The following is a 22,540-nucleotide window of genomic DNA, read 5'->3' as shown; positions in this document are numbered from 1 at the left end:
AAGTGAATATTAGTTATTCTATATTCCTTTTGGTTATAAAAGATGTTCTGGTTATTCTAAAATGCTGTTCTGTGATTGATTTGTAAACAGAAGACGATCTTGGACCAACGCAATGGTCTGACCTTTCGACAATTTAGTATTTATTTGTAAGAGTATTATCGAGTTAATACTAAAATAATGCTAATTGGCTAAATCCATGTTTTTTGCTACCGTTATCCGTTTTTAAATCTTGTGTCCCATTGAACTTAAGATGCAAAAATAGTTGCTTGACGGTTGAACACTCAGTATTTAGCGCAAACACATTAACAATGGTACATATTAATGATAAAAGTGGTTATTTCTGGCAGTGGCCTTTTTGTTCCTCCTTATTCAGTGTCTAACCAAGAGTTAGTCGAAAGCTACAACAGCTATGTTGATATACATAATCAGCAACATGCTGCGTTAATCGACTCAGGTGAAAAGGCTCCTTTAGTTTATTCGACCAGTGAATTTATAGAAAAAGCATCTGGCATTAAAAGTCGATATGTTATGGTCAAAGAGGGAATCTTAGACCCTAATATTATGATGCCATTAATTGCTGACCAACCTTCAGAAGAGCTATCTTTACAAGCCTCAATGGGGATAGCAGCAGCCAAAGATGCACTGGCACAAGCCCAAGTTAATGCCCAAGACATTGATTTAGTCATTGTAGCCTGTGCCTATACACAACGTGCTTATCCAGCCATTGCTATCGAAATTCAACAAGCGCTTGGCACTAAAGGTTTTGCTTACGATATGCTAGTGGCATGTTCATCGGCGACATTTGCAATTGTCAGTGCGATGAATGCCATTAAAGGTGGCAGCGCAAATCGTGTGTTAGTGATTAATCCTGAATTAACTTCACCCCAAAGCAACTTCAAAGACCGAGATAGTCACTTTATTTTCGGTGATGTGGCCACTGCGGTGGTTGTTGAAAGACAGGATTTAGCCCAAACGGAGCATGCTTTTAATATTTTATCGACAAGTTGCATGACTGATTATTCAAACAATATTCGCAGTAACTTTGGTTTTGTTAACCGATGTGATCCAGAAAACAGCGCAACGGCCGATAAACTGTTTCATCAGCAAGGCCGTAAAGTGTTTAAAGAATTATTGCCAATGATTTATCAGCATTTAGATAAGCAATTTAGTGATGAGCAAATAAAGCCAGAAGAATTTAAACGTCTTTGGTTGCACCAAGCTAATATTAATATGAATATGTTTGTAGTAAAGAAATTATTAGGTGATGATGTTGAGCCACTGGTAGCACCCATTGTATTAGATGAGTTTGCTAATACCGCTTCTGCTGGTTCAGTTATTGCATTTAATAAGTACAGCGATGACTTTAAAACCGGTGATTTAGGGCTGCTATGCTCTTTTGGGGCGGGGTATTCTATCGGCAGTATCGTACTAGAGAAATGTTAAATTGTAGGTGATTAATTTGAGAATATTGATAGTTGAAGACAGTGACGCAGTATCTAAAGTTCTTAAACATTTAATTGTACAAGAACTTGATTGTGATGTGGATGTTGCCCCTGATTTGGCAACTGCGATTACGTTACTCGATGTTAATCAATATTTTGTGGTGGTCGCCGATTTAAATTTACCCGATGCGCCAAATGGTGAAATTGTCCGTCTAGTGCTTAATTCATATCACACAACGTGTATTGTGTTAACGGGTAATCTAGATTCTCAGCAACGCAAAGAACTGCTCAAATTAGGCATAGCGGATTATGTGCTGAAAGAGAATCGATACAGCTATCATTATGTGGTAAAACTGATCTCACGCCTGAAGCGCAACCAGCAAGTGAAAGTGTTGGTTGCCGATGACTCTGTTGTTAGCCGTAAGTTTGTGCGGGTATTATTAGAGCAGCATTTGTTTCAAGTGATTGAAGCCCATGATGGCGCTCAAGCCTTGACGATATTAAAAGAGCAGCCCGATATTCAATTGTTAATCACTGATTACAATATGCCCAACGTCGATGGTTTTGAGTTAATTTTAAGAGTAAGAGAGCAATTCAGCCGTGAAAAGCTGGCCATTATTGGCTTGTCGAATGATAACGATGAAAGTTTATCAGCGCGCTTTATTAAAAATGGCGCAAATGACTTTTTACAAAAGCCATTTGTGCATGAAGAGTTTCACTGCCGAGTGCTTAATACGCTAGATTCACTTGATATGATCCGCAGTCTTTGGGAAAGTGCCAATCGCGATTACCTGACTCAGGCTTTTACCAGAAGATATTTTTTCAAAAAGCATCAAAATGAACAGCAAGATCATAATGTGTTCTCTGTGGCACTGATTGATATCGATTTTTTCAAGAAAGTGAATGACACCCATGGGCACGATGTCGGTGACCAAGTACTGATTGAGTTTGCTAAACGGTTAGAGTCGGCATTTGGGCAACATTTTACCGTAGCAAGATTTGGCGGTGAAGAATTTGTAGTGGCATTCAAAGGGTTAGATGCTGAAAAAACCCATACCTTGATGGATAAATTTAGGCAGCAATGTGCTAATAAAGTCATTGATACCTCTGTTGGCCCCATCAACATGACATTTAGCTGTGGTGTAGCCACACTTCGCAGTGAATCTATTGATAGCGTGATCAACCGTGCCGATGAATATTTATATTTAGCAAAAGGGGCTGGTCGGAATAGGGTGGTCTCAACTTGCTAATAAGGCTATTTGTCTCAGAGTTGTTTTAACATATTCGCCATCACCACTTTGGCCTGTTCTATCGAAATTGACCCTAAGTATATCCCTGTTTTGCCTGTTACGACCATGATGGAACTTGGAAACATCAAGAAGTGCTTCACTAAAGCATCAATGGATAAGTCAGAATGACAAGTGTGCTCAACAGGTATCATAATTTGATGTGCCCGTTTAGTTAGCGTCAACCTGTCATGTTTTGTTTCTGCATTGGTGTTTACATAAGGGCTAATTGCTGCATTTATCTCATTTTGAGTAATAAATCCTATGCATTGCTTATCCTTCAAAACCGCTAATCTATCTGTTTGTTCAAACATCGACATAAAATCCTCAATTCTATCATCCGGCTGGATGTGTAATAGTGTTGGCATGACTAAGTCCATGATTGAAGATATTTGAGTATTTTTGGTCGTTAATGCTTTAAGCTGTAATTGTTCAATTGTGGCAGCGATATTGGCTAATGTGTCTTGATGGTCGGTTAACGATAACGGCTTGCTGAACAAATAGCCTTGAATATAGTCAACTTGCAACTCAAGTAATATTTTTAATTCTTCTTCAGTCTCAACACCTTCGACAATAATTTTTCCCTGCATTGCATGAATAAATTGAGCAAACATTTTAATCATCAACTGTCTTTGTTTATCATGCACAATACCTGTGGTGATTTCTTTATCAATTTTAATTAACCCTGCAGGTAATTTGGTTAAACTGCCAAAAGAGGTGTATCCAGAACCAAAATCATCAATTGCTAAAACAATATTATTTTCATGGACATGATTGATAGCATCTAATATTTTGGGATTATCAGTAAATATTGCAGACTCTGTTAATTCGATAGTTATTCTACTGGGTTCAATATTACTTTGTTTGATGAAAGTTAAGGTATCATTTAAGGTGGCGCGATTTTTAGGGCTAAAGACCATTGAACGATTGATAGACAATCCTAAATTATCATTCTGTAGTATTACTGATAAACTGGGTAGTTCTTTGATGGAAATTGAGATCATTCGCTGATCAATTTCATGTATTAAGTCATTTTCTTCAGCAATGTCGATTAATTCTTGAGTGGTATACTTAAATGATACCGCTAAATCAAATCGCGTCAGGGCTTCAACCTTTTCGATTTTAAAAGTTCGGGTACTAATAATGGGTTGATAAACCGCATGGATTTTATTTAACTTAAGGCAGTTAATCAGTGCCGTTTTAAGTTTAGACTTACGGTCATAAATTTTATTAATTCTATTATCAAAATATTTTATTTTGTGTGTTAACAGTTGTAGTCCGCCTGCAGATATAGATGCCAGAGCCTGTGCGGCATGGGATAACAACTCTTGGTTTGTATGCGCATCTGAAGAATCAACAGAAACACCAATATGACAATTTATCTGCGTGTGGTCACTTTGCTCATTGTTATTGAGCAAAGTGGTAAAAATGCTAGTGATGTCTTTATGTATGTTATTAATTATTTTTGTCGAGACATAAAGGCCACAAATTTGGTCATCATTTAATACCCCGAGTTTGACAATGTTTTTAATTGCTTTGAGTTTTGGTATTGATTGGCTGATTAACCAACGGGAAAAAACAGAATTAACCTTAGTGTTACAAAAGGTATTTATGACAAAAACGACAATGCTTTCATCACTTGCTATTTGTGTTTTGATGGCGTCAATCGATTTAAAAAAATCTGTTTTGTTATTCCAATCCCAATGCCAGTTCCAATAATTTTTTGTATTAGTAAATTGAGTCATTTCAGAATAAGTGAAATCAAGCTGTTTCAATTGGTAAATAAAAAAGGATTTATCTTCATGAGAATTAGGGTAGTAAATGATCTGAGCGCTGAATGGGATTAACTTGCCAGTTTTATGCCGCATTAATATTTCACCAGACCATGAACCACTTGATTCACAGTCGAATAAATGCTCTTGTAAATTAGATTCTTCATCAGAGGAAAACGATGAAAAGGTTTGCCCTAAAACCTCATACTCTTCGTAACCCAAGCAAGATGTCATGATGGCATTTGTCATCAAAATCCGATTTTGAATACCGCAAACAATTAATAGTTTTTTAGAATTAAAAAACAGTTGTTTGATGAGTTGTGTTTCTTCTTGTTTATTGGGCAAAGTGCGTTTAAAGCAAATTTTACCGGTGACTTTTTTAAAGTTTCCGCTTTCAATAATGACTTCGGCTAAAAATTTGCATTTTGCAATAGTGAACACTAAGTGGCAATGCACGACTTGTTTAGTGTCAATGGCTTTTTCGATGTTGATTTTTAAGTATTCAGCCTGTTTGCCATCAAGCAATTCAACCAGTTGTTTAAATCTGATCCCATCATCTGACTGTTTATCAAGGATCACACTTAAAAAAGGTCCACAAAAAAAACGCTTTTTTTCAATGTCCCAAACCCATTCAAAGCAATGGTTTAGTAGGTGTTCTCTAAACTCTGTCATGATCATTCCTTGTCCATCTGAGATTGGTTAATCCATCAACAAGTAAAGGAGTTGAACTTTTCCAAAGATTTTTAATGCCGCTATACAAGTGCTAAGTTAAACGTTGTGCGATTTAATCATGGCAACCATTTTAACGAATTAACTCATCTATCCTACAGCATGCCCATTACATCGGTAAAAATCACTTCCGTTATCCGATCTTATTCTAGGTTATTAAATGACCACTCACAAAAAAATCCACTTTTATTTTACTAAAAGTGGATTAAATTATGAGCCTACTACTTAATGATTATAGCCCTGTTCAGCAAGCATAAATAATGATTGATACTAGGCGTGTTTAACTTTGTTTATGTTTTATGTTGAGAGATAAAATGACTTTAGCCAAGGCGGATAATTGTAGGCATAGTTGCCATACGTCAAGGTTATCCAACGCAGTGTAAAGTTATTTTAGGCTCAACCCAAAAAAGGGGGCGACTATTTTTAAGTCACTTTGTGCGCAAATTCACTTGTTTAGCAGGCTAAATTGCGCTCAATTGTGATTGCCTGACAGAACAAAAGCCTACTGCATAATTTATCAACAAAGACAAACACACCCTAGAGTAACCATGCATAACTGACTTTCATAAAGTAAGTTTTTTCATTTTGGATAAGATTATCAATCTCATCATTGGCTTTAAATGCATCTGAGTATCCAAGATAAAATACGCTTTGAGGGTTTAGCTTATAACCATAAAGTACTTCATTACCTAAATCTTGGTATTTCGCTTTGGGTTGCTGGTAGATGTACAGGTTTGGATCGCGTTCAATGTCGGTATACACACTAGAAAGGCGAATAAAGCTATTTAAAGAGATTTGCCAATTGAGCCTTAAGTCACTTAAGTTGGCGGTAAACAGGCGGCCATTATCTACATCAAGTGTTTGATAGCGATGAGAAAAATCCAATACAATAGATTCAGTAGCTTTCCATTCAATACCAGGGTTTAACATGGTGATTGTGCCTAAACGGTCATTAACAAAATCAATGTTGTCGCCATAATTCACATCAAGCTCCAGCTGTAGAGATTTAGTGGGCACAAAATGGGTATAAAACCAACCTATGGTTTCGTCAAACATTTGGGTGTTGTTTCGAATGTTGATGTTGGATGGATTATGGCGTCTACCGACACGTTCTCTTTGGGCTATACCTCCAGCAATATAACTTTGATATCCACCTTCTAATTCAATGTATACCTCACTTTCTTGTTCAAGCTTTTCATCTTGTTGGGTATGGGTAATATCCCAATCACCTGCAACCGTGATTTTGCTAAAAAAGTGACCAATGGGATACCAACGATAACCACCACCTGCGACAAACTTTGTTGCATCAATCTTTTCAATAAAACCTAAGTCAGCCCTAAAATCATCACCAATCGATTCGTATTGGGTGTTGGCAAACCAGCTGCGGCGATCATGCATGTAGGTTAATTTGAACATGTTATCGCTAAAGGCGTCGGGCTTATTGGTACGCAGTACACGCTCATTATAATCACATGCAGATAGGTCACATTCTATTGGCGGGACCGCACAGTCATCGCCATTACAAAATTGATTGAATAAATCATTAGGGTAGAGGGTATCTGAATAAGCATATTGGGCGGTAAAGGTATCTTGCTGTGACGGTTGATATTTTAAGTCGGTGCTGTAAACATAATTATGATAGGCATCGGCTTTTTTTAATGTCATCACGCCACCGATAGAAAACTGTTTGCTGGGATCGTAACGATACCTTGCTGCCACATTGTGGCTTTCTTGATCGAGCGTTGCGATGTCTGAGCTAAGGTTGCCGGGGACAAGAAACTGAGTTTGAATATCATTTGTCGCTAGCACACCTACCGTATGGGCATCTGTTTTACTGGTGACTTTAACCCCATAGTCAGGAGAGCTGATATTTCGCGTATGCAATAATTCCATTTGGCTATCAAAGTAATCTTTGTTGTCTAAAAAGAACGCCCGTTTTTCAGGAAAAAACAACGCAAAAGTATTGTTTACATCTAATTGCCCCGCATCAGACTCGACCTGTGAAAAATCGGGATTTATGGTCGCATTTAATAGGGTTGTGGGTGTTATTCCCCAGCGTAAATCTAAGCCAACTTCAGTATTAGTTTCATCTTGCCATGGGCTTTTGGGAGAAACGTCACGTTGATTATTTTGGTTCGTTACAAATGATGGAGTAAGTTGTATGTCTTTGCCTTGTTTAGCACCTTCAAGACCTTGCATTAGTCCCAATTGACATAACTGACAGGATACATTGCGATCTATTTTGTGGGTTGAGAAACGACGACTGTGATTACGCGGATAAAATCGTATCAATTCTATTCCCCAGTTTTGCACTGTATGCGAATCATCAAAGTTAAATAAACGCAGCGGCAGTTGTACTTCAACCTGATACCCTGTTGCCGTTATTTTACCTTTGCTGTACCAAATCCCATCCCAAGCATCGCTTTCTTGACCTGTTAGCTCATTTTCAATTGAGTCACTTTGCACGCCATAGGGGTTAATGAAAAACTGATAGGCTAATCGGGCATTATTGAAAGTATCTAATTTGATGCCCACCATATCATCGCCCCATGATTTATCGCGATCTCGAAGGTTGGCGCGAATATTTTTAGGCTGAGGATCATAGGCGGTAAAAGCGATAAATAAGCTGGTTTCACTAGCAAATACTTTTGCGGTGGTGCGAACCGGTGCGGCAATATTTTCACCCGGAGACGTTTCAAATTTAAGTTCAACTTCAGTGGCATGTTGCCATTGTGGCTCAGAAAACTCACCATCAATCTCAATTTCGCTGCTTAGGGTAGGAACGGTCACTTGAAACTGGTCACTGCTGCCAGCAAAAGAATTGAAAGCCGATAGGCTGGCGAATAAAAATAGGGTTTTAGAATATTTGTTCACGTTGAGATTCAGATCTTTATTGTTGTTTTGTGCATTGTCGCAAACAAATGCAATAATTCCGAACTTTAATGCAATAAAAAGATTGTCAAATTGTTACTGGTTGGTGTGGAAAATGATGTGAGGATGAATTATTGCTAGAAGCTAGAAGCTAGAAGCTAGAAGCTAGAAGCTAGAAGCTAGAGGCTAGAGGCTAGAAGCTAGAAGCTAGAGGCTAGATGAAGATATTTGAATGCTAAGTATTTCTTTGCTGCTTATTTCAATGCATAACGCGCCTAATTAGCTAACTGAGTTTAGTTACCAGAGTTTGGCGCGTTATGTTATAGCGACTTAGTCCATCGCGACATGGGGATTTTTATACGCTTCACGGTAGCGGTCAACCCACATAGCCGTTGCACCACAAATGGCTACCGGCATGACGATAAAGTTGACTATGGGGATCATTGAAAACAAGGTTACCGAGGCACCAAAACTGAAGCTGGTTCCTTTGGTATTTCTTAGGGCAAATTTCATGTCATCGAAAGGCACTTTATGATTATCGAAAGGATAATCACAATATTGAATAGCCATCATCCAGGCGGTAAATAAAAACCATAAAATAGGCGCCGCCGTTTGTCCCACTACAGGTACCCAAAATAGAATTAAAAATATCAGTGCACGTGGGAGATAATATTTAAGTTTTAACCATTCGCGGCCAAGAATACGGGGGAGATCTTTAATTAAATCAATCGTGCCACCCGTGTTAAGGCTTTTGCCAGTTAAATGCTGCTCCACTTTTTCGGCTAACAAGCCGTTAAAAGGCGCGGCAAGCCAGTTCATCACAGAACTAAAAATAAACGACATTACGACTAGCATGCTTAATACTGCTAGCGGCCATAAAAAGAAATTTAACCAGGATAGATACTCGGGGATTTCGCCATTCATCCAGGTGAATAATTCATCTAACTTACCAACGGCAAAATACATTACCCCAGCGAATAAAATGAGATTGATCATTAATGGAATAAATACGAAGGCGCGCAACCCAGGTTGCTTAATAAGTTGAAAGCCTTCTAAAAAGTAGTTCACGCCACTTTTACGAATAGAAGGAATGTTCACGGCCATTGAGAGGCTCCTTTTTGAAGTCAATGTCACTTAATACCGTTGAGTTTGCCGCTGCAACTAACAGAAAACAAGCAATAAACTGTATCTAAGTGCGAATAATCGTTACAAAATGCGCGCCAATTGTTAAAGTGAACCGTGTTCCCTTTATTTTAACCAAACCATACCGGCAACAATGCGATTAAAACAAATAAAACTTGCTGGATTTAAGTCGTTTGTAGACCCTACAAAAATCCCATTCGATAATGCATTAACGGCTATTATTGGTCCAAACGGCTGCGGAAAATCTAATGTGATTGATGCGGTGCGTTGGGTGTTAGGTGAAAGCAGTGCTAAAAACCTGCGCGGCGATTCAATGACCGATGTTATTTTTAATGGTTCATCCGCAAGAAAGCCTATATCAGTTGCAGGGGTTGAGCTGATATTCGAAAATCTTCAAGGTCGTTTGTCTGGTCAGTATGCCAGTTATGAAGAAATATCGGTAAAACGCCAGGTTAATCGTGACAGTGAGTCCTTTTATTTTCTCAATGGTCAAAAGTGCCGCCGAAAAGATATCACCGACTTGTTTATGGGGACAGGCTTAGGACCACGTAGCTATGCCATTATTGAACAAGGCACGATTTCACGTTTAATTGAATCCAAACCGCAAGAGCTTCGGGTGTTTATTGAAGAAGCTGCTGGTATATCTCGCTATAAAGAACGTCGCCGTGAAACCGAAAACCGTATTCGCCATACTCGTGAGAATTTAGAACGTCTTAATGATATTCGACAGGAATTAGGCGGGCAAATTGAGCGTCTTGCTAAGCAAGCTGAAGAAGCTAAACAATATCGTGCCTTAAAATCACAAGAACGTGAGCTGCATACACAATTGCTGGTGGGGCGCTATCAGGATTTGTTACGTCAATCTGATGCGATGCACTTACAATTAATCCAGCTTGAGCGTGAGCAAAGTGAGTTTGCTGCTATTCAGCACTCATCTGAAAATCTAGTATTGCAATTACAGCAGCAATTAAACGATTTGACAGACAGTGAGCAAAAACTGGTAGAGCAATATTATTTAGCGGGCAACGAAGTTACTAAACTTGAACAGCAATTGAAGCACCAACAGCTGCAAGACTCGCAACGAGAACAAGAGCTGCTTGCCCTACAACAACGCATTGATGAAGCAACTTTAAAGCATCAGCAATATGAACAAACGTTAAATCAAGCATTACAGCAACAGTCTAGCCTTGCTCCTCAGCAAGATGAAGCCAAAATGCAGTTTGAGATACTGGATGAACAAGTGCATCAAGTTGATGAGAATTGCGAACATCTCAGACAGTCCTATCATGAAGCTACAGGAAAGTTAAATCAGGTAAAAACAGAACTTGCAGTGTACGGATCTCGTTATGAGCATCAGCAACTGTTATTGCACAACCATGAGCAAACGATTCCGGTTTTACAGCAAAAACTGCAACAGTTGCAACACCATGACATTGAAAAAGACATTCAATTACATCACAGCACACTGGCCAATCTTACGGCTCAAATTAGCGCGGAACAAAGCCTCAAACTGCAATTAGATGTTGAGCTGACTAAAAGGCAGCTGCATTTAACTCAAGCCCAAGGGGATTATCAGCAGATTAAAGATGCACTTGCTAGTGCCAAAGCAAGATTGCAGCTGATAAATGAGTGGTTAGCCAACGAAGTTGGTCAGGACAATACCCAGCAATTATGGCAAGTCATTAATGTGACGCCTGGCTACGAAAAAGCCGTAGATGTGTTATTGCAATCAATCAGTAAAGCGCGCATTTTGGATGGCAAACATGCTGATGACAGCATCAATTCTGGTTTTATCCCCTCATCGGTATTGTTTGAGCATGAAGCGTTAACCAGCCCCGTTAATATTGCGCCTTGGTTAACTGAGGTCAGTTTTGTTGATACGCTGGCACAAGCCAAAGACAAGATTGCTCACTTGCCCGCATCAGCCATTATTGCCTCAAAAGAGGGCTATTTGGTCGGTCATGGGTTTGTTTTAGCCCAATCAAGTCATCAATCGGTGATCAGTCTAACTTCAGAACAACAAACATTAATTGAAAATGTGGCAGCACTTGAAACGCAAACCGCCACAGCCTTACAGCATCAAACTGAACAAACAACCCAGTTAGCAGCGATAAATACTCAATTGGGTCAACATCAGCAAACGTTACAACAATTACTGCTCACAAAAACGCAATCACAGGCGAAATATGACGCCGCGGTTGAACAAAAACACAGCCGTGAACAACATCAAACACAATTAACTCAAGAGTTAACGTTAGCGAAGCAACATCAGCAACAGCAATTACTTGAAGTGCAAGCTTTGTTAGTTCAAGTGGAAACCCTTGATGACCAAAATCAATCATGTCTGCAGCTACAGCAACAGGCTCAGCAGGCTTTTGAGCAGGCAAGTGTTCAGCTTCGTGATTTAAAAACACAGCGAGCAGAGCGTGAAAGGCAAAGTGCCCACTTCAATCAAACCTTGCAGCAAATTAATACTCAAGTTGCAGTTACTGAGCAGCAATTGACACAGCAAGTTGAAAAAATACAAGAGTTGACCGAGCGATATAATGCGATTGGACAACATAGTCATTTAGAAAAAGACACTTTAGCGCAAGCAGAGCGTGAAAATCTTAAGCAAAAATTAGTGTTACAGCTTGATATTCAACAACAAAATCAACTCAAACTGAATGATAATCGCCAGCAACAAGCTGATTTGCAACGAAGCTTAGATGCATCACTAACAATGCAAAAACAACAGCTTGTCACACTACAAGACTTGACTCAAAAGATAAGCGCGTTAAAGTTACGTCGTGAAGGTATAAAAGGCCAAACGGATGTGCAATTACAGTTGTTGCAGGATGAACACATTCAGCTACAAAGTGTCATTAATCTTATCCCAGACGGTTTTGACCTAAAGTCATGCTCAATTGCGTTAGATAAAGTGCGAGATCAAATTAATGCGTTAGGGGCGATAAACCTTGCAGCCATTGAAGAGTATGATACGCAAAGTGAACGAAAACAGTATTTAGATAGTCAGGATAACGATTTAAATCAAGGGTTAACTACTTTAGAAGACGCAATAAGAAAGATAGATAAAGAAACGCGAACGCGTTTTAAAGCGACTTTTGAAGCGGTAAATAATGATTTAATGCAACTGTTTCCTAAAGTGTTTGGTGGCGGAAAAGCCTACTTAGCATTAACCGATGATGATTTGCTCGACACAGGGGTGACCATCATGGCTCAACCTCCTGGAAAAAAGAATAGTACCATTCACTTACTTAGTGGTGGAGAAAAAGCCTTAACCGCTTTATCATTAGTATTTGCAATATTTAGATTAAATCCAGCACCATTTTGTATGTTGGATGAGGTTGATGCCCCTTTGGACGACGCTAACGTAGAACGGTTTTGTCGTTTATTACAAGAGATGTCGCAAAGTGTGCAGTTTGTGTATATCAGCCACAACAAGATCACCATGGAAATGGCCGATCAACTTATAGGCGTCACTATGCATGAACCGGGTGTTTCACGTATAGTTGCTGTAGATATTGAAGCCGCGGTAGCGCTTGCTGACGCAGTATAAATAGGAATCAAGTAGACAATGGAAGATTTACAATTAGTGTTGTTAGTTTTAGGTGCAATCGCCATTATTGCGGTTCTTGTGCACGGTTTTTGGTCGATACGGAAACAACAACCTAAGTCAATGAAACAAAGCCCAATGGCTAATTTTTACAAAGAGCAAGCCGAACGTCGCGATGCGGAAGGTTTTGATAATGACGGTATTGGGCCTGTTCGTGTATTGAAATCCACAGATGTTGAGCCTGTGGTCACCAAGCCTATCCTTAAAACTGCTGGTTTGTTTAAACCACAACACGCTAAAAAAGCCGAGCCAGCTGTAACGCCCGTAATGACTTCTTCAGCCAGCACCGCTAAGTCTGAACCTGTATTGCCGACATTAGATGATGAGTTTGAGCAAACGCCTGAAATTAAGCTGACAACAAGTCAAGATATTAAACCTGTTCATATGGAAGCAATAGATAAGCCTAAGCACTATTCAAATCCTGATGCCGTTCAAGATGAACCTGAAGCAGAAGAAGCACAAGACGTTGCAGAAGAACCTCAAGTGCTTGCAGATCCTACCGATGTATTGGTTTTACATGTTGTCGCTAAAACAGGGCAACAATTACAAGGTGCAGAGCTACTTCCTGCGTTATTATCATTAAACTTTAAGTTTGGTGATATGGAAATCTTCCATCGACATATTGATAATGCAGGAACAGGCAAGGTACTATTTTCATTGGCCAATATGGTAAAGCCTGGCACATTTGACCCCGATAACATGGAACAGTTTGTGACTGAAGGCGTAGTGCTATTCATGACATTGCCTTGTTATGGCGACCCTAAAATGAATTTTACTATTATGTTAAATTCTGCGTTACAACTGGTGGATGATTTAGACGCTGAGTTATTAGATGGCAAGCGTCAGCCATGGGATGATGCCGCAAAAGAAGATTACAAGCGAAGAATCGCCGTAGCTTAAGCCCCATTTATCCTTCTTTAATTAGCATAACAAGGCCGCCGATGCGGCCTTCATTTTTTGTATTACGGATCAAAATCATGCAAGCAATTCAAATTGAAATGGCCGAGCTATCTGAAGCTCTAAACCAACATAATATTCGTTATTATGTTGATGATTCTCCTACCATCCCCGATGCTGAATATGATCGCTTAATGCAGCGTTTAATTATACTTGAACGTGAAAACCCGCAGTTTATCTCATCCTCCTCACCGACTCAGCGAGTCGGTGGTTTAGCTTTAGCTAAATTTGATCAAATTACCCATTTAAAGCCCATGTTAAGTTTGGATAATGCTTTTGAACAGGCTGATTTTGAGAGCTTCAATAGGCGCATAACCGACAAAGTGGGCGGTGTGGAATATGTGTGTGAACCAAAGCTTGATGGTTTAGCGGTATCGATTACCTATCGTAATGGCCTGCTAGAACGCGCAGCTACACGCGGTGATGGTGCCGTAGGTGAAGATATCACTGAAAATGTACGCACGATTAAAGCTATCCCCTTAAAGCTGCGCGGCGAAGGTTACCCTGAACTCGTGGAAGTGCGCGGTGAAGTTTTTATGCCTAAAGCGGCATTTGAAGCATTAAATCAGCGTCAAATGGCCAAGGGCGACAAGGTATTTGTTAATCCTCGTAATGCCGCAGCGGGCAGTTTGCGGCAATTAGACAGTAAAATTACCGCATCACGAGCCTTAGGATTTTATGCCTATGCGCTAGGCGTTGTCGAAGGTGAGTCTGAGCCAATGAAAGCGAGCCATTATGGACAATTGCTACAGCTAAAAGTATGGGGGTTGCCCGTTAGTGCTGAAGTGAAAGTCTGTGATGAGTTAACGAAAGTGTATGCTTATTATCAAGATATTTTAAGTCGTAGAAGCGAGCTTGAATATGAAATTGATGGTGTTGTCATCAAAGTTAATGCGATTGAGCAGCAACTTAATTTAGGCTTTGTCGCCAAAGCGCCACGTTGGGCAATTGCTTATAAGTTTCCTGCGCAGGAAGAAATGACTCTATTGGAAGCGGTTGACTTTCAGGTGGGGCGCACAGGTGCAATTACTCCCGTGGCCAGATTACAGCCAGTATTTGTCGGCGGGGTGACAGTGTCGAATGCCACCTTACACAATGCCGATGAAATTGCCCGCTTAGGGGTTAAAATTGGCGATACAGTAATCATTAGACGAGCCGGCGACGTTATCCCACAAATCGTTGCCGTCGTGCTAGATAAACGTCCAGATGATGCGTGCGACATTACATTTCCCCAGCATTGCCCGGTATGCCAAAGTGATGTGGAGCGTATTGACGGCGAAGCGGTTGCCCGTTGTACTGGCGGCTTGTTTTGTGAAGCACAGCGTAAAGAGGCCATAAAACATTTTGCCTCGCGTAAAGCACTCAATATTGATGGCATGGGTGATAAAGTTGTCGAGCAACTTATTGATAAAGAGTTGGTTAAAAGCCCAGCAGACTTATTCGGCTTAAGCGCTTCGGCAATCACCATGCTGGATCGTATGGCAATGAAGTCGGCTACCAAGTTGGTTGCTGCAATCTATGAGGCTAAATCGACCACCTTAGCGCGTTTTTTATATAGCCTTGGTATACGAGAAGTGGGTGAAGCCACTGCGGCTAACTTGGCTGCATATTTTAAATCGCTTGATGCGGTAAGAAGTGCATCACTAGAACAGTTATTGGCGGTTGATGATGTGGGCAATATTGTCGCTCAGCATATCCATCACTTTTTTGCTCAAGCCCATAACCTTGAGGTGGTTGATAAATTAATTGCAAGCGGTATTCATTGGCCATCAATTGAGCAGGTTGACGACAGTGAATTAACGCTAAAAGGTCAAACTTGGGTACTAACGGGTACCTTGAATGTGTTGAATCGCAATGATGCTAAGGCTCAGCTACAAGCTTTGGGAGCCAAAGTGGCTGGCAGTGTGTCTAAAAATACCGATTGTTTAGTGGCGGGAGAAGCTGCGGGTTCCAAATTGGCTAAAGCGCAAGAGTTGGGAATTAAAGTGATCGACGAGCAAGCTTTAATGGCAATTTTACAAGCTTAATAAACGGATGTAGGTTAACGATTGATGAGTGTTTATTGCTATAAGGCTAAATGTGGATTATGAATTTTAGCAATATTACCTGGCTTGATGATAAAGGGCATATCAAGCCACCGTACTTTTTGTACATTGTGTTGGTATTTTTAGCCAGAGGCTGGTGTGTTTTTATCGCTTCTTTGACGCAGTTTAATGATAGAGCTGGTTTAGTCAGATTATTTTATCCGCACAAACAAGATTTTATTTTGGCGTTGTTTGCTGGTATCGGTGCGGTGCTGCTATACGGACTTGTTATTGCAGAGCGAAAACGTCAGTGGCCATGGCTTATCCCGTGGTTTAAGCGTGGTAAAGCCATTTTATGGGGATTGCTGTTGATAGACGCGGCTATGCTAATCCAACGTTTAATTCACGATGATTTTTTATTTAAAATAAGCTATGCATTGGATGCATTATTTTTATTTTGGATCAGTATTTATGTTTTGAAGTCGAAACGTTTACATTATTACTTTAATGATTGGCAAGTTGTCGATAAGCCTGAAAAATAAAAACAACCTATCTTGTTCATTTATCCTATAGTGTAAGTAGTTCAACGTTTTAGTTGATTAAGGTGTAAGAGTTACGCGTCCAAAACAATTATTCAGTATGGAAGACATATTCATTGGCTAAACAAGAGTTAACCCAAATACCGCTGTCTAATATTGTGTTAGGGCTTACCATTAAGCTACCTTTGCCGTGGACAAAAAATCCTTTTTTTATTAATAAGATTAAGCTTGAACAAGCCTCTCAAATTGCCATTATCAATGAGCTTGATATTGACTTTGTTTACGTCATTGCCGGTCATGAATTATTGCCTTTAATTGAAGAAAATGTAGAAAGTTTAGATGATGATCCTGAACACGTGGTTGAAACAGACCACAAGGCGCTGGCAAAAAAGTCGATGCGTGTCGGCCAAAAACGTTTTATTAAAGCCATAAACGACAGTCGTAATATTTTCAGTAAAGTGATCAGCGACCCCGAGGGGATGTACCGTGAATCTGCAACGCTTGTTGAGGATTTAATCGAGCATTTATTTGAATCGGAGACAGTGAATTTATCCTTAGTTGACCATGGAGAAAAAGACACAAGTATTACCGCACACGGCATTTCCATCGCGGTACTTTCAATGGTGATTGGACATGCTAATGGTTTAGATAAATCAACGCTGAGGGATATCGCCCTAGGCGGTATTTTGCATGATATCGGTAAATTAAAAGTGCCCGATGAAATTCGCCGCAAACACGGAGAGTTAACTCAGCCAGAAATCAATTTCATGAAAATGCACCCTAACTTAGGTTTTGATTTAGTGAATCGTAGCAATCTTTTTCCCAGTGCGGTTCTTGATGTGATTCTGCATCATCATGAGTATATCGACGGTTCAGGCTATCCGGATCACCTTACAAAAGATGAGATCCCAGAAACCACACAAATAGTGGCCTTAGTGAATGATTATCTGATGCTATTACATCAATACCATTCGCCACAATTGGCATTAGGGATATTATTTAAACAACGAGTTGGTAAACACGCTGATAATTTAATTTCTTTATTGGTTAAGGTGTTGGGTATTTATCCACCGGGGACATTAGTCAAACTATCTGATGATCAAGTGGCTAAAGTCATGATGACCACGGGTGAAGTGAAAAAACCCCATGTGTGGGCATGTAATCTCAAAGGCGGCAATGCCAGTTTACGTTTTTTAATCGACGGTGAAGTCGAAATTGTTGAAGCCATCAAAAAAGATAGCTTAAGTGATGGTGTGATCAAAACCTTGCAGGCTGATAACGTTATTAATTTTTACTTTAATCATTTTTCTTATCAAGGCGCATAATGACATCCGTTACCATTATAGGCTGTGGCTGGCTGGGCTTTCCATTAGCAACATCCCTGATTCAGCAAGGATACTTTGTAAAAGCCAACAAGCGTCAGCAACAGGATTTAGCCATGCTAACTCAAGCGGGTATAGAAGCGTACCAGTTTGATTTAGCATCAGAAAAATCAATGGCTTCAGCAAAAAAACTGTTAGATAGTGATATGTTAGTTATCAGTATCCCCCCAGGTCTTCGCCGTGGTGAAACCGACTATTTAGCCAATCTTGCCGCATTAACCTCAGCGATTGGCGATAAACATTACCAACGGATTATTTTTGTCAGTACCACAGGGGTTTATCCCAACGAAGATAGGATAATGACTGAAGATGACGCCCATCCACACAGTCCTGTTAGCGACACGTTGCTGCAAGCTGAATCAATATTTGCCAGCATGAATAATAGTTGTATTGTGCGTTTTGCTGGTTTGGTCGGCCCTAAAAGGCATCCTGGCCGCTTTTTTGCGGGCAAAAGAGATGTCAGTGGCGGCAATGTTGCGGTGAACCTTGTTCATCTTGATGATTGTATTGCTGCACTGAGTTTAATCCTGCGCGCGCCCAAGGTGGCCAATGTCTATAATATTTGTGCTCCAGAACACCCGACTAAAGCCATGTTTTACACCTATGCCGCATCGCATCTTGGTGAAATAGCCCCTGAGTTTAATCAGCAAACAGCACCAAGTAAGCTAATTGATGGCAATCTGATTTGTCAGCAATTGGGATTTAGCTATGGTCATCCTAATCCAATCAAAATGCTTGATGCTTGCTAAGCCGCCATAGGGTATAATTTTTGTTTGATCTCGTTAATTTAGATAATCAAGGTGATACCACCCATGGTAGATTTTCCATTATTACCCGGCGATGAGTTCGTTGAACTTTATAAGGTTCTGAAAGTACAAGGTTTAGTAAATGGTGGTGGCGATGCAAAGCATGTTATCACTGAAGGGCAAGTCACTGTAAATGGTGATGTTGATACCCGTAAACGTAAAAAGTGTGTCGTGGGTGATGTGATTTCATTCAACGGCCAAACGATTAAAATTGTGGCTGCAGTTTAAGGAAGATCCCATGCAATTCCCTGATGATGATAACGGACAAATGCTGGCGGCAATGGCCGAATCTGGCATTGATTTAACGCGCGAATTAGAGGTTGATTTTTTTCTAGTCTTTGAAGACAAGCGTGATGCTGAGTCAGCTTTAGAAGTCTTAACTCAACAAGATGAACAAGGCGAGCTAGAACTTCACTTTGATGAAGAAACAAATCAATGGGAAGTGATAGTCAGTATTCAAATGGTACCTGAATATCACGCTCTTACTGCTAAAGAAGTCCAGCTAAATGATTTTGCTAAAGAATTTGATGGCATTTCTGATGGCTGGGGAGTCATGCAACACCAAGATGGTGACGGTGAGTTTGCCGATGACCATGTGCATGATGAACATTGTCACCACTAAGTTATTGCTAAGTTAGCCGTAAGCTGATTTGTAGAATACTGTTATTTTACTCTATTAAAGTAAAAACCACCTAAATGGTGGTTTTTTTGTGTGTTAATCCTTAGGATGTTCGCCATTCACTGAGCAAATATATGGATTATTATGGCAAGGCATATCAGTTTTGGCACTCCGGTCAATGATGCTGAACGTTGGGCATTTACATTACTCACTGAAGAATTACCTGAAGATTATCTACTGCTGACCAATGTTGAAATACCCACTCCCACGGGCCAAGCCATGGAAGTGGATGCATTAGTGGTAGGCGAGTGGGGTGTTTATGTGGTTGATGTTAAAGGTTACATTGGTCGTTTAAATGCTGGCTTACATGCCTGGTCACTTGATGGCCGAGATGTTGATAACAGTTTATCAAAAGCCAATTATGTTGCCCGAGTGCTGGCTGGCAGATTAAAACATAAAATTCCGGTCGGTGTTTATGCCCCTTGGTGTCAGGGAATGGTGTTTGTCACCGGTAGAAAGGGCGAAGAGATCTTAGTGGAAAAAGATCACGGCAAGCTCAGCATTTATACTCCAGCCAAAATTATTGCCGCGCTGACCAAAGAATGGGGATTAACCGCCCCACATAAACATGCCGTTACCAAAGCTCAAAAAGAAATGGTACTCGATACCATTGGGCAAGTGGCCGTGGTAGAACAGCGTAATAATAAAATTCAAGATTTCATTAAAATCAAATGCTTGTTTTTACAACAAGGTTTAGAGGTGTGGCAATCTGAATATAACCCTGGTGGGTGGACTGCACCTTGGTTGTTGAAAATATTGGTGATGAACCAATTTGAAAATCAGCAGGAAGCCGAAGCTCATGAACAAAAACTTAGAAATGAGTTTAAACGGATGCAGTCGTTATCCGGTTGCAGCTGTGTACCATTCTGCGCACCGCTGATTAATGATGGTGAACAATTAGTGCTGCCCATCCGAATGCCGCGTGGTATTCCACTGAATATATTTGAAGTTGAGCAACAAAGTACCTATCAACTGCTAGAAATTCTTAGACGAAGCCTTAGTGGTATTCAACAAATTCATCGTCGTGGATTTACGATTGGTGGTTGGGAAAGTCATTGCGTGTTTATTTCAGATGATGCCGACGTTGAGTTTATTGATATCAAGGACAACCTGAATACCTCAGAAGATATTGCTCATTATGCTAAAACGTTTTTGATTCTGGCTGAGCGCACCAGGCAGCCAAGAATTTACCATTGGTATCGTGATGCTGCTAAGGGTAAAACCATTGATTTAGATGAGATCCGCTGTGATTTGTCGGCATTAATTGATTTGGGTGTGTGTGACACTGTGCCTGATGATATAGCCATCGAACGTGGTACTGTCATTGATCATCACTATAGATTAACGCAATTTATTGCCTCGACACAAAGAAGCCAATTGTGGCAGGCCATGCATATTCAAGGTAATTACCCTTGTGTGGTGAGTATTTACAGTGAAGTTGACACTCACTGGTCATCGCTGAGTAATATTTACCGTAGTTTGTCGAAAATTTATCATCCTCACATTGAAAAAGTATTGGGTTTTGGTCAGTTGCCCCAATCGAATGAACTTTTTATTGCAAGAGCGTGGGCGCAGGGCGTATCGCTTGATGAAGTTAAAAACATCCAAGTGGGACAACCTTTCAATTGGTTTTTACAATTGTTGTCAGCGCTTCAATATTTGCACACCCTAGACATTTATCATGGCGCAATTTGTCCTAAAAATATTATCTGTTCACAAGAAAAAGCCACCTTGGTTAACTTTGGTGTGGGTCTTGATATTGCAGCTACACATTATGCATCGCAATATGCCGACCCGACATTATGGGCTGTTGAAGGTGATGCGGAAAAGGATTTATACGGCCTAGTGGCAAGCTTTATCGACTCATTGGTGCCAAATCATTTAAAAGGTGGCAGTGGTGCAGATGGTATTGTGAATGCATTAATGCAGTATGATAAATCATGGTTTGGTGATGCTTTATTTGATGCTTGCTTTCGTATATTGCGTTTTGAGTTCCGGATTGTGCCTAATCAAACTTATGCAGAGCAACTGGGTTTAACCGAAACCGAGATTATTCAAGCAGGGCTTTGAGTCTATTTGATGTGACTCATATTACTTGCAACGGATCTGAGTGCATGATTTATAAAATAAACCGCAGTTTGACTTGGGCGTGTTTATCTTTGTTTATTTTTTATGTTGAGAGATAAAATGACTTTAGGCAAGGCGGATAATTGCGGGCATAGTTGCCCAACGTCAAGATTATCCAACGCAGCATAAAGTCATTTTAGCCTCAACCCGAAGGGTGGCGGCTATTTTTTAGCCACTCTGCCCACAAATTCAATTATTTAGCGGGCTAAACAGCGTTCATTTGCGATTGCCTGACAGAAAAATAGCCTACAGCATAATTTATCAACAAAGATAAACACGCCCTAAATAATGCCCCATTTAATAGGGGCATGCTATTTTCCTGCTTTGATACTTTGTAATTCTGTTTTAAAGCAGGTTTAATACCTCTCTTTGCCTGTGCTGGTCTTACCTATGTTTGAACTTACTTTACAAATTGGCCTGATTTTATTTGCCGTTGCTCTGCTGGCGGGTTTTATTGACTCTATCGCAGGTGGTGGGGGCTTAATCACGATCCCGGCATTGATGTGGGCGGGACTCCCTCCTGCAGCTGCATTAGGTACCAATAAATTACAAGCTTGTGGTGGTAGCTTTTTTGCGAGTTTGTATTTTATTCGCAAAGGCATGGTAGATCTAAAATCAATTAAGCTTTCGTTAATTTGTGCTTTTATTGGTGCCGCAATAGGTACCATTTTGGTGCAACTTATTGATGTTGAGCTGCTGCAGTTGGTACTGCCTTTTCTTATTCTAATGATTGGCTGTTATTTTCTGTTCTCTAAAAAAATAGCTGAAGATGACCGTCAACAAGTACTAACGCCAACCATATTTGCGTTTACGGCGGCATTGGGCGTGGGGTTTTATGATGGCTTTTTTGGACCTGGCACCGGCAGTTTTTTTGCCTTAGCTTTTGTCTCATTAGCCGGATTTGGATTAGCCAAAGCAACTGCACATGCGAAGGTGCTTAATTTTGCCACCAATATTGCGTCATTAATTTTCTTTATCATTGGTGGTCAAGTTGCTGTGGTGCTTGGGCTGATAATGTTAGTGGGGCAGGCGATTGGCGCAACATTAGGTTCTCGGTTAGTGATGACTAAAGGGGTGAAAATTATTAAGCCCTTAGTGGTAATTATGTCATTTGCCATGAGTATTAAATTACTCTGGTCGCAATATATGTAACTCACTAGCCATTTT

At 40.2% G+C, this 22,540-nt stretch carries 15 protein-coding genes; 12 read left to right on the top strand and 3 right to left on the bottom strand.

The genetic code is table 11. The features are described from left to right. Positions 1-321: 321 nt before the first annotated feature. Both OHT75_RS17210 and OHT75_RS17205 read left to right on the top strand, forming a co-directional pair. Positions 322-1,443, top strand: coding sequence for a beta-ketoacyl-ACP synthase III (locus tag OHT75_RS17210; protein ID WP_264728846.1), 1,122 nt, complete (start codon positions 322-324; stop codon positions 1,441-1,443). A 16-nt stretch (positions 1,444-1,459) separates the two neighbouring features. After that, entirely contained in the window at positions 1,460-2,692 is a 1,233-nt protein-coding gene (locus OHT75_RS17205; protein WP_264728843.1) for a response regulator, read from the top strand. A gap of 14 nt (positions 2,693-2,706) precedes the next feature. Here the strand turns inward: OHT75_RS17205 and OHT75_RS17200 are convergent, their stop codons facing one another. From OHT75_RS17200 to cysZ, 3 genes are all read right to left on the bottom strand, one after another. Next, entirely contained in the window at positions 2,707-5,172 is a 2,466-nt protein-coding gene (locus OHT75_RS17200) for an EAL domain-containing protein (protein WP_264728842.1), read from the bottom strand. A gap of 594 nt (positions 5,173-5,766) precedes the next feature. Continuing rightward, on the bottom strand, positions 5,767-8,103 hold the full coding sequence (locus tag OHT75_RS17195; protein WP_264728840.1) for a carbohydrate binding family 9 domain-containing protein: 2,337 nt from the start codon (positions 8,101-8,103) through the stop codon (positions 5,767-5,769). Positions 8,104-8,430: 327 nt separating this feature from the next. After that, on the bottom strand, positions 8,431-9,204 hold the full coding sequence (gene cysZ, locus OHT75_RS17190; protein ID WP_264728838.1) for a sulfate transporter CysZ: 774 nt from the start codon (positions 9,202-9,204) through the stop codon (positions 8,431-8,433). Between the two features lie 172 nt (positions 9,205-9,376). Between cysZ and OHT75_RS17185 the strand changes: the two genes are divergently transcribed. The 10 genes from OHT75_RS17185 (at position 9,377) to OHT75_RS17140 (ending at position 22,525) form a co-directional block, all read left to right on the top strand. After that, entirely contained in the window at positions 9,377-12,802 is a 3,426-nt protein-coding gene (locus tag OHT75_RS17185; protein ID WP_264728836.1) for an AAA family ATPase, read from the top strand. Between the two features lie 18 nt (positions 12,803-12,820). Beyond that, positions 12,821-13,759, top strand: a complete 939-nt coding sequence (gene zipA, locus OHT75_RS17180) for a cell division protein ZipA (RefSeq protein ID WP_264728834.1) — start codon at positions 12,821-12,823, stop codon at positions 13,757-13,759. Between the two features lie 77 nt (positions 13,760-13,836). Continuing rightward, entirely contained in the window at positions 13,837-15,843 is a 2,007-nt protein-coding gene (ligA, locus tag OHT75_RS17175; protein ID WP_264728832.1) for an NAD-dependent DNA ligase LigA, read from the top strand. Between the two features lie 59 nt (positions 15,844-15,902). Further along, entirely contained in the window at positions 15,903-16,382 is a 480-nt protein-coding gene (locus OHT75_RS17170) for a DUF2919 domain-containing protein (RefSeq protein ID WP_264728830.1), read from the top strand. 113 nt (positions 16,383-16,495) lie between these two features. Beyond that, positions 16,496-17,704, top strand: a complete 1,209-nt coding sequence (locus OHT75_RS17165; RefSeq protein WP_264728828.1) for an HD-GYP domain-containing protein — start codon at positions 16,496-16,498, stop codon at positions 17,702-17,704. Further along, a complete protein-coding gene (locus tag OHT75_RS17160; protein ID WP_264728826.1) occupies positions 17,704-18,510 on the top strand; it encodes an SDR family oxidoreductase in 807 nt (268 codons plus the stop codon). The genes OHT75_RS17165 and OHT75_RS17160 overlap by 1 nt, the downstream gene beginning before the upstream one ends. Positions 18,511-18,573: 63 nt before the next feature. Further along, positions 18,574-18,795: an RNA-binding S4 domain-containing protein gene (locus OHT75_RS17155; RefSeq protein ID WP_188843050.1), complete on the top strand. Its 222-nt coding sequence runs from the start codon at positions 18,574-18,576 to the stop codon at positions 18,793-18,795. 10 nt (positions 18,796-18,805) lie between these two features. Further along, entirely contained in the window at positions 18,806-19,189 is a 384-nt protein-coding gene (locus OHT75_RS17150; protein WP_264728824.1) for a ribonuclease E inhibitor RraB, read from the top strand. A 141-nt stretch (positions 19,190-19,330) separates the two neighbouring features. Continuing rightward, positions 19,331-21,316: an NERD domain-containing protein kinase family protein gene (locus OHT75_RS17145; protein ID WP_264728822.1), complete on the top strand. Its 1,986-nt coding sequence runs from the start codon at positions 19,331-19,333 to the stop codon at positions 21,314-21,316. 447 nt (positions 21,317-21,763) lie between these two features. Continuing rightward, the gene (locus tag OHT75_RS17140) at positions 21,764-22,525 is read left to right on the top strand and encodes a TSUP family transporter (protein WP_264728820.1); all 762 of its coding nucleotides are present in this window, start codon (positions 21,764-21,766) and stop codon (positions 22,523-22,525) included. Positions 22,526-22,540 lie beyond the last annotated feature (15 nt).

It is taken from the genome of Shewanella subflava (assembly GCF_025971955.1).
In the GTDB taxonomy this organism is placed as follows: domain Bacteria; phylum Pseudomonadota; class Gammaproteobacteria; order Enterobacterales; family Shewanellaceae; genus Shewanella; species Shewanella subflava.
This window is presented reverse-complemented; position numbering and strand designations above follow the sequence as displayed.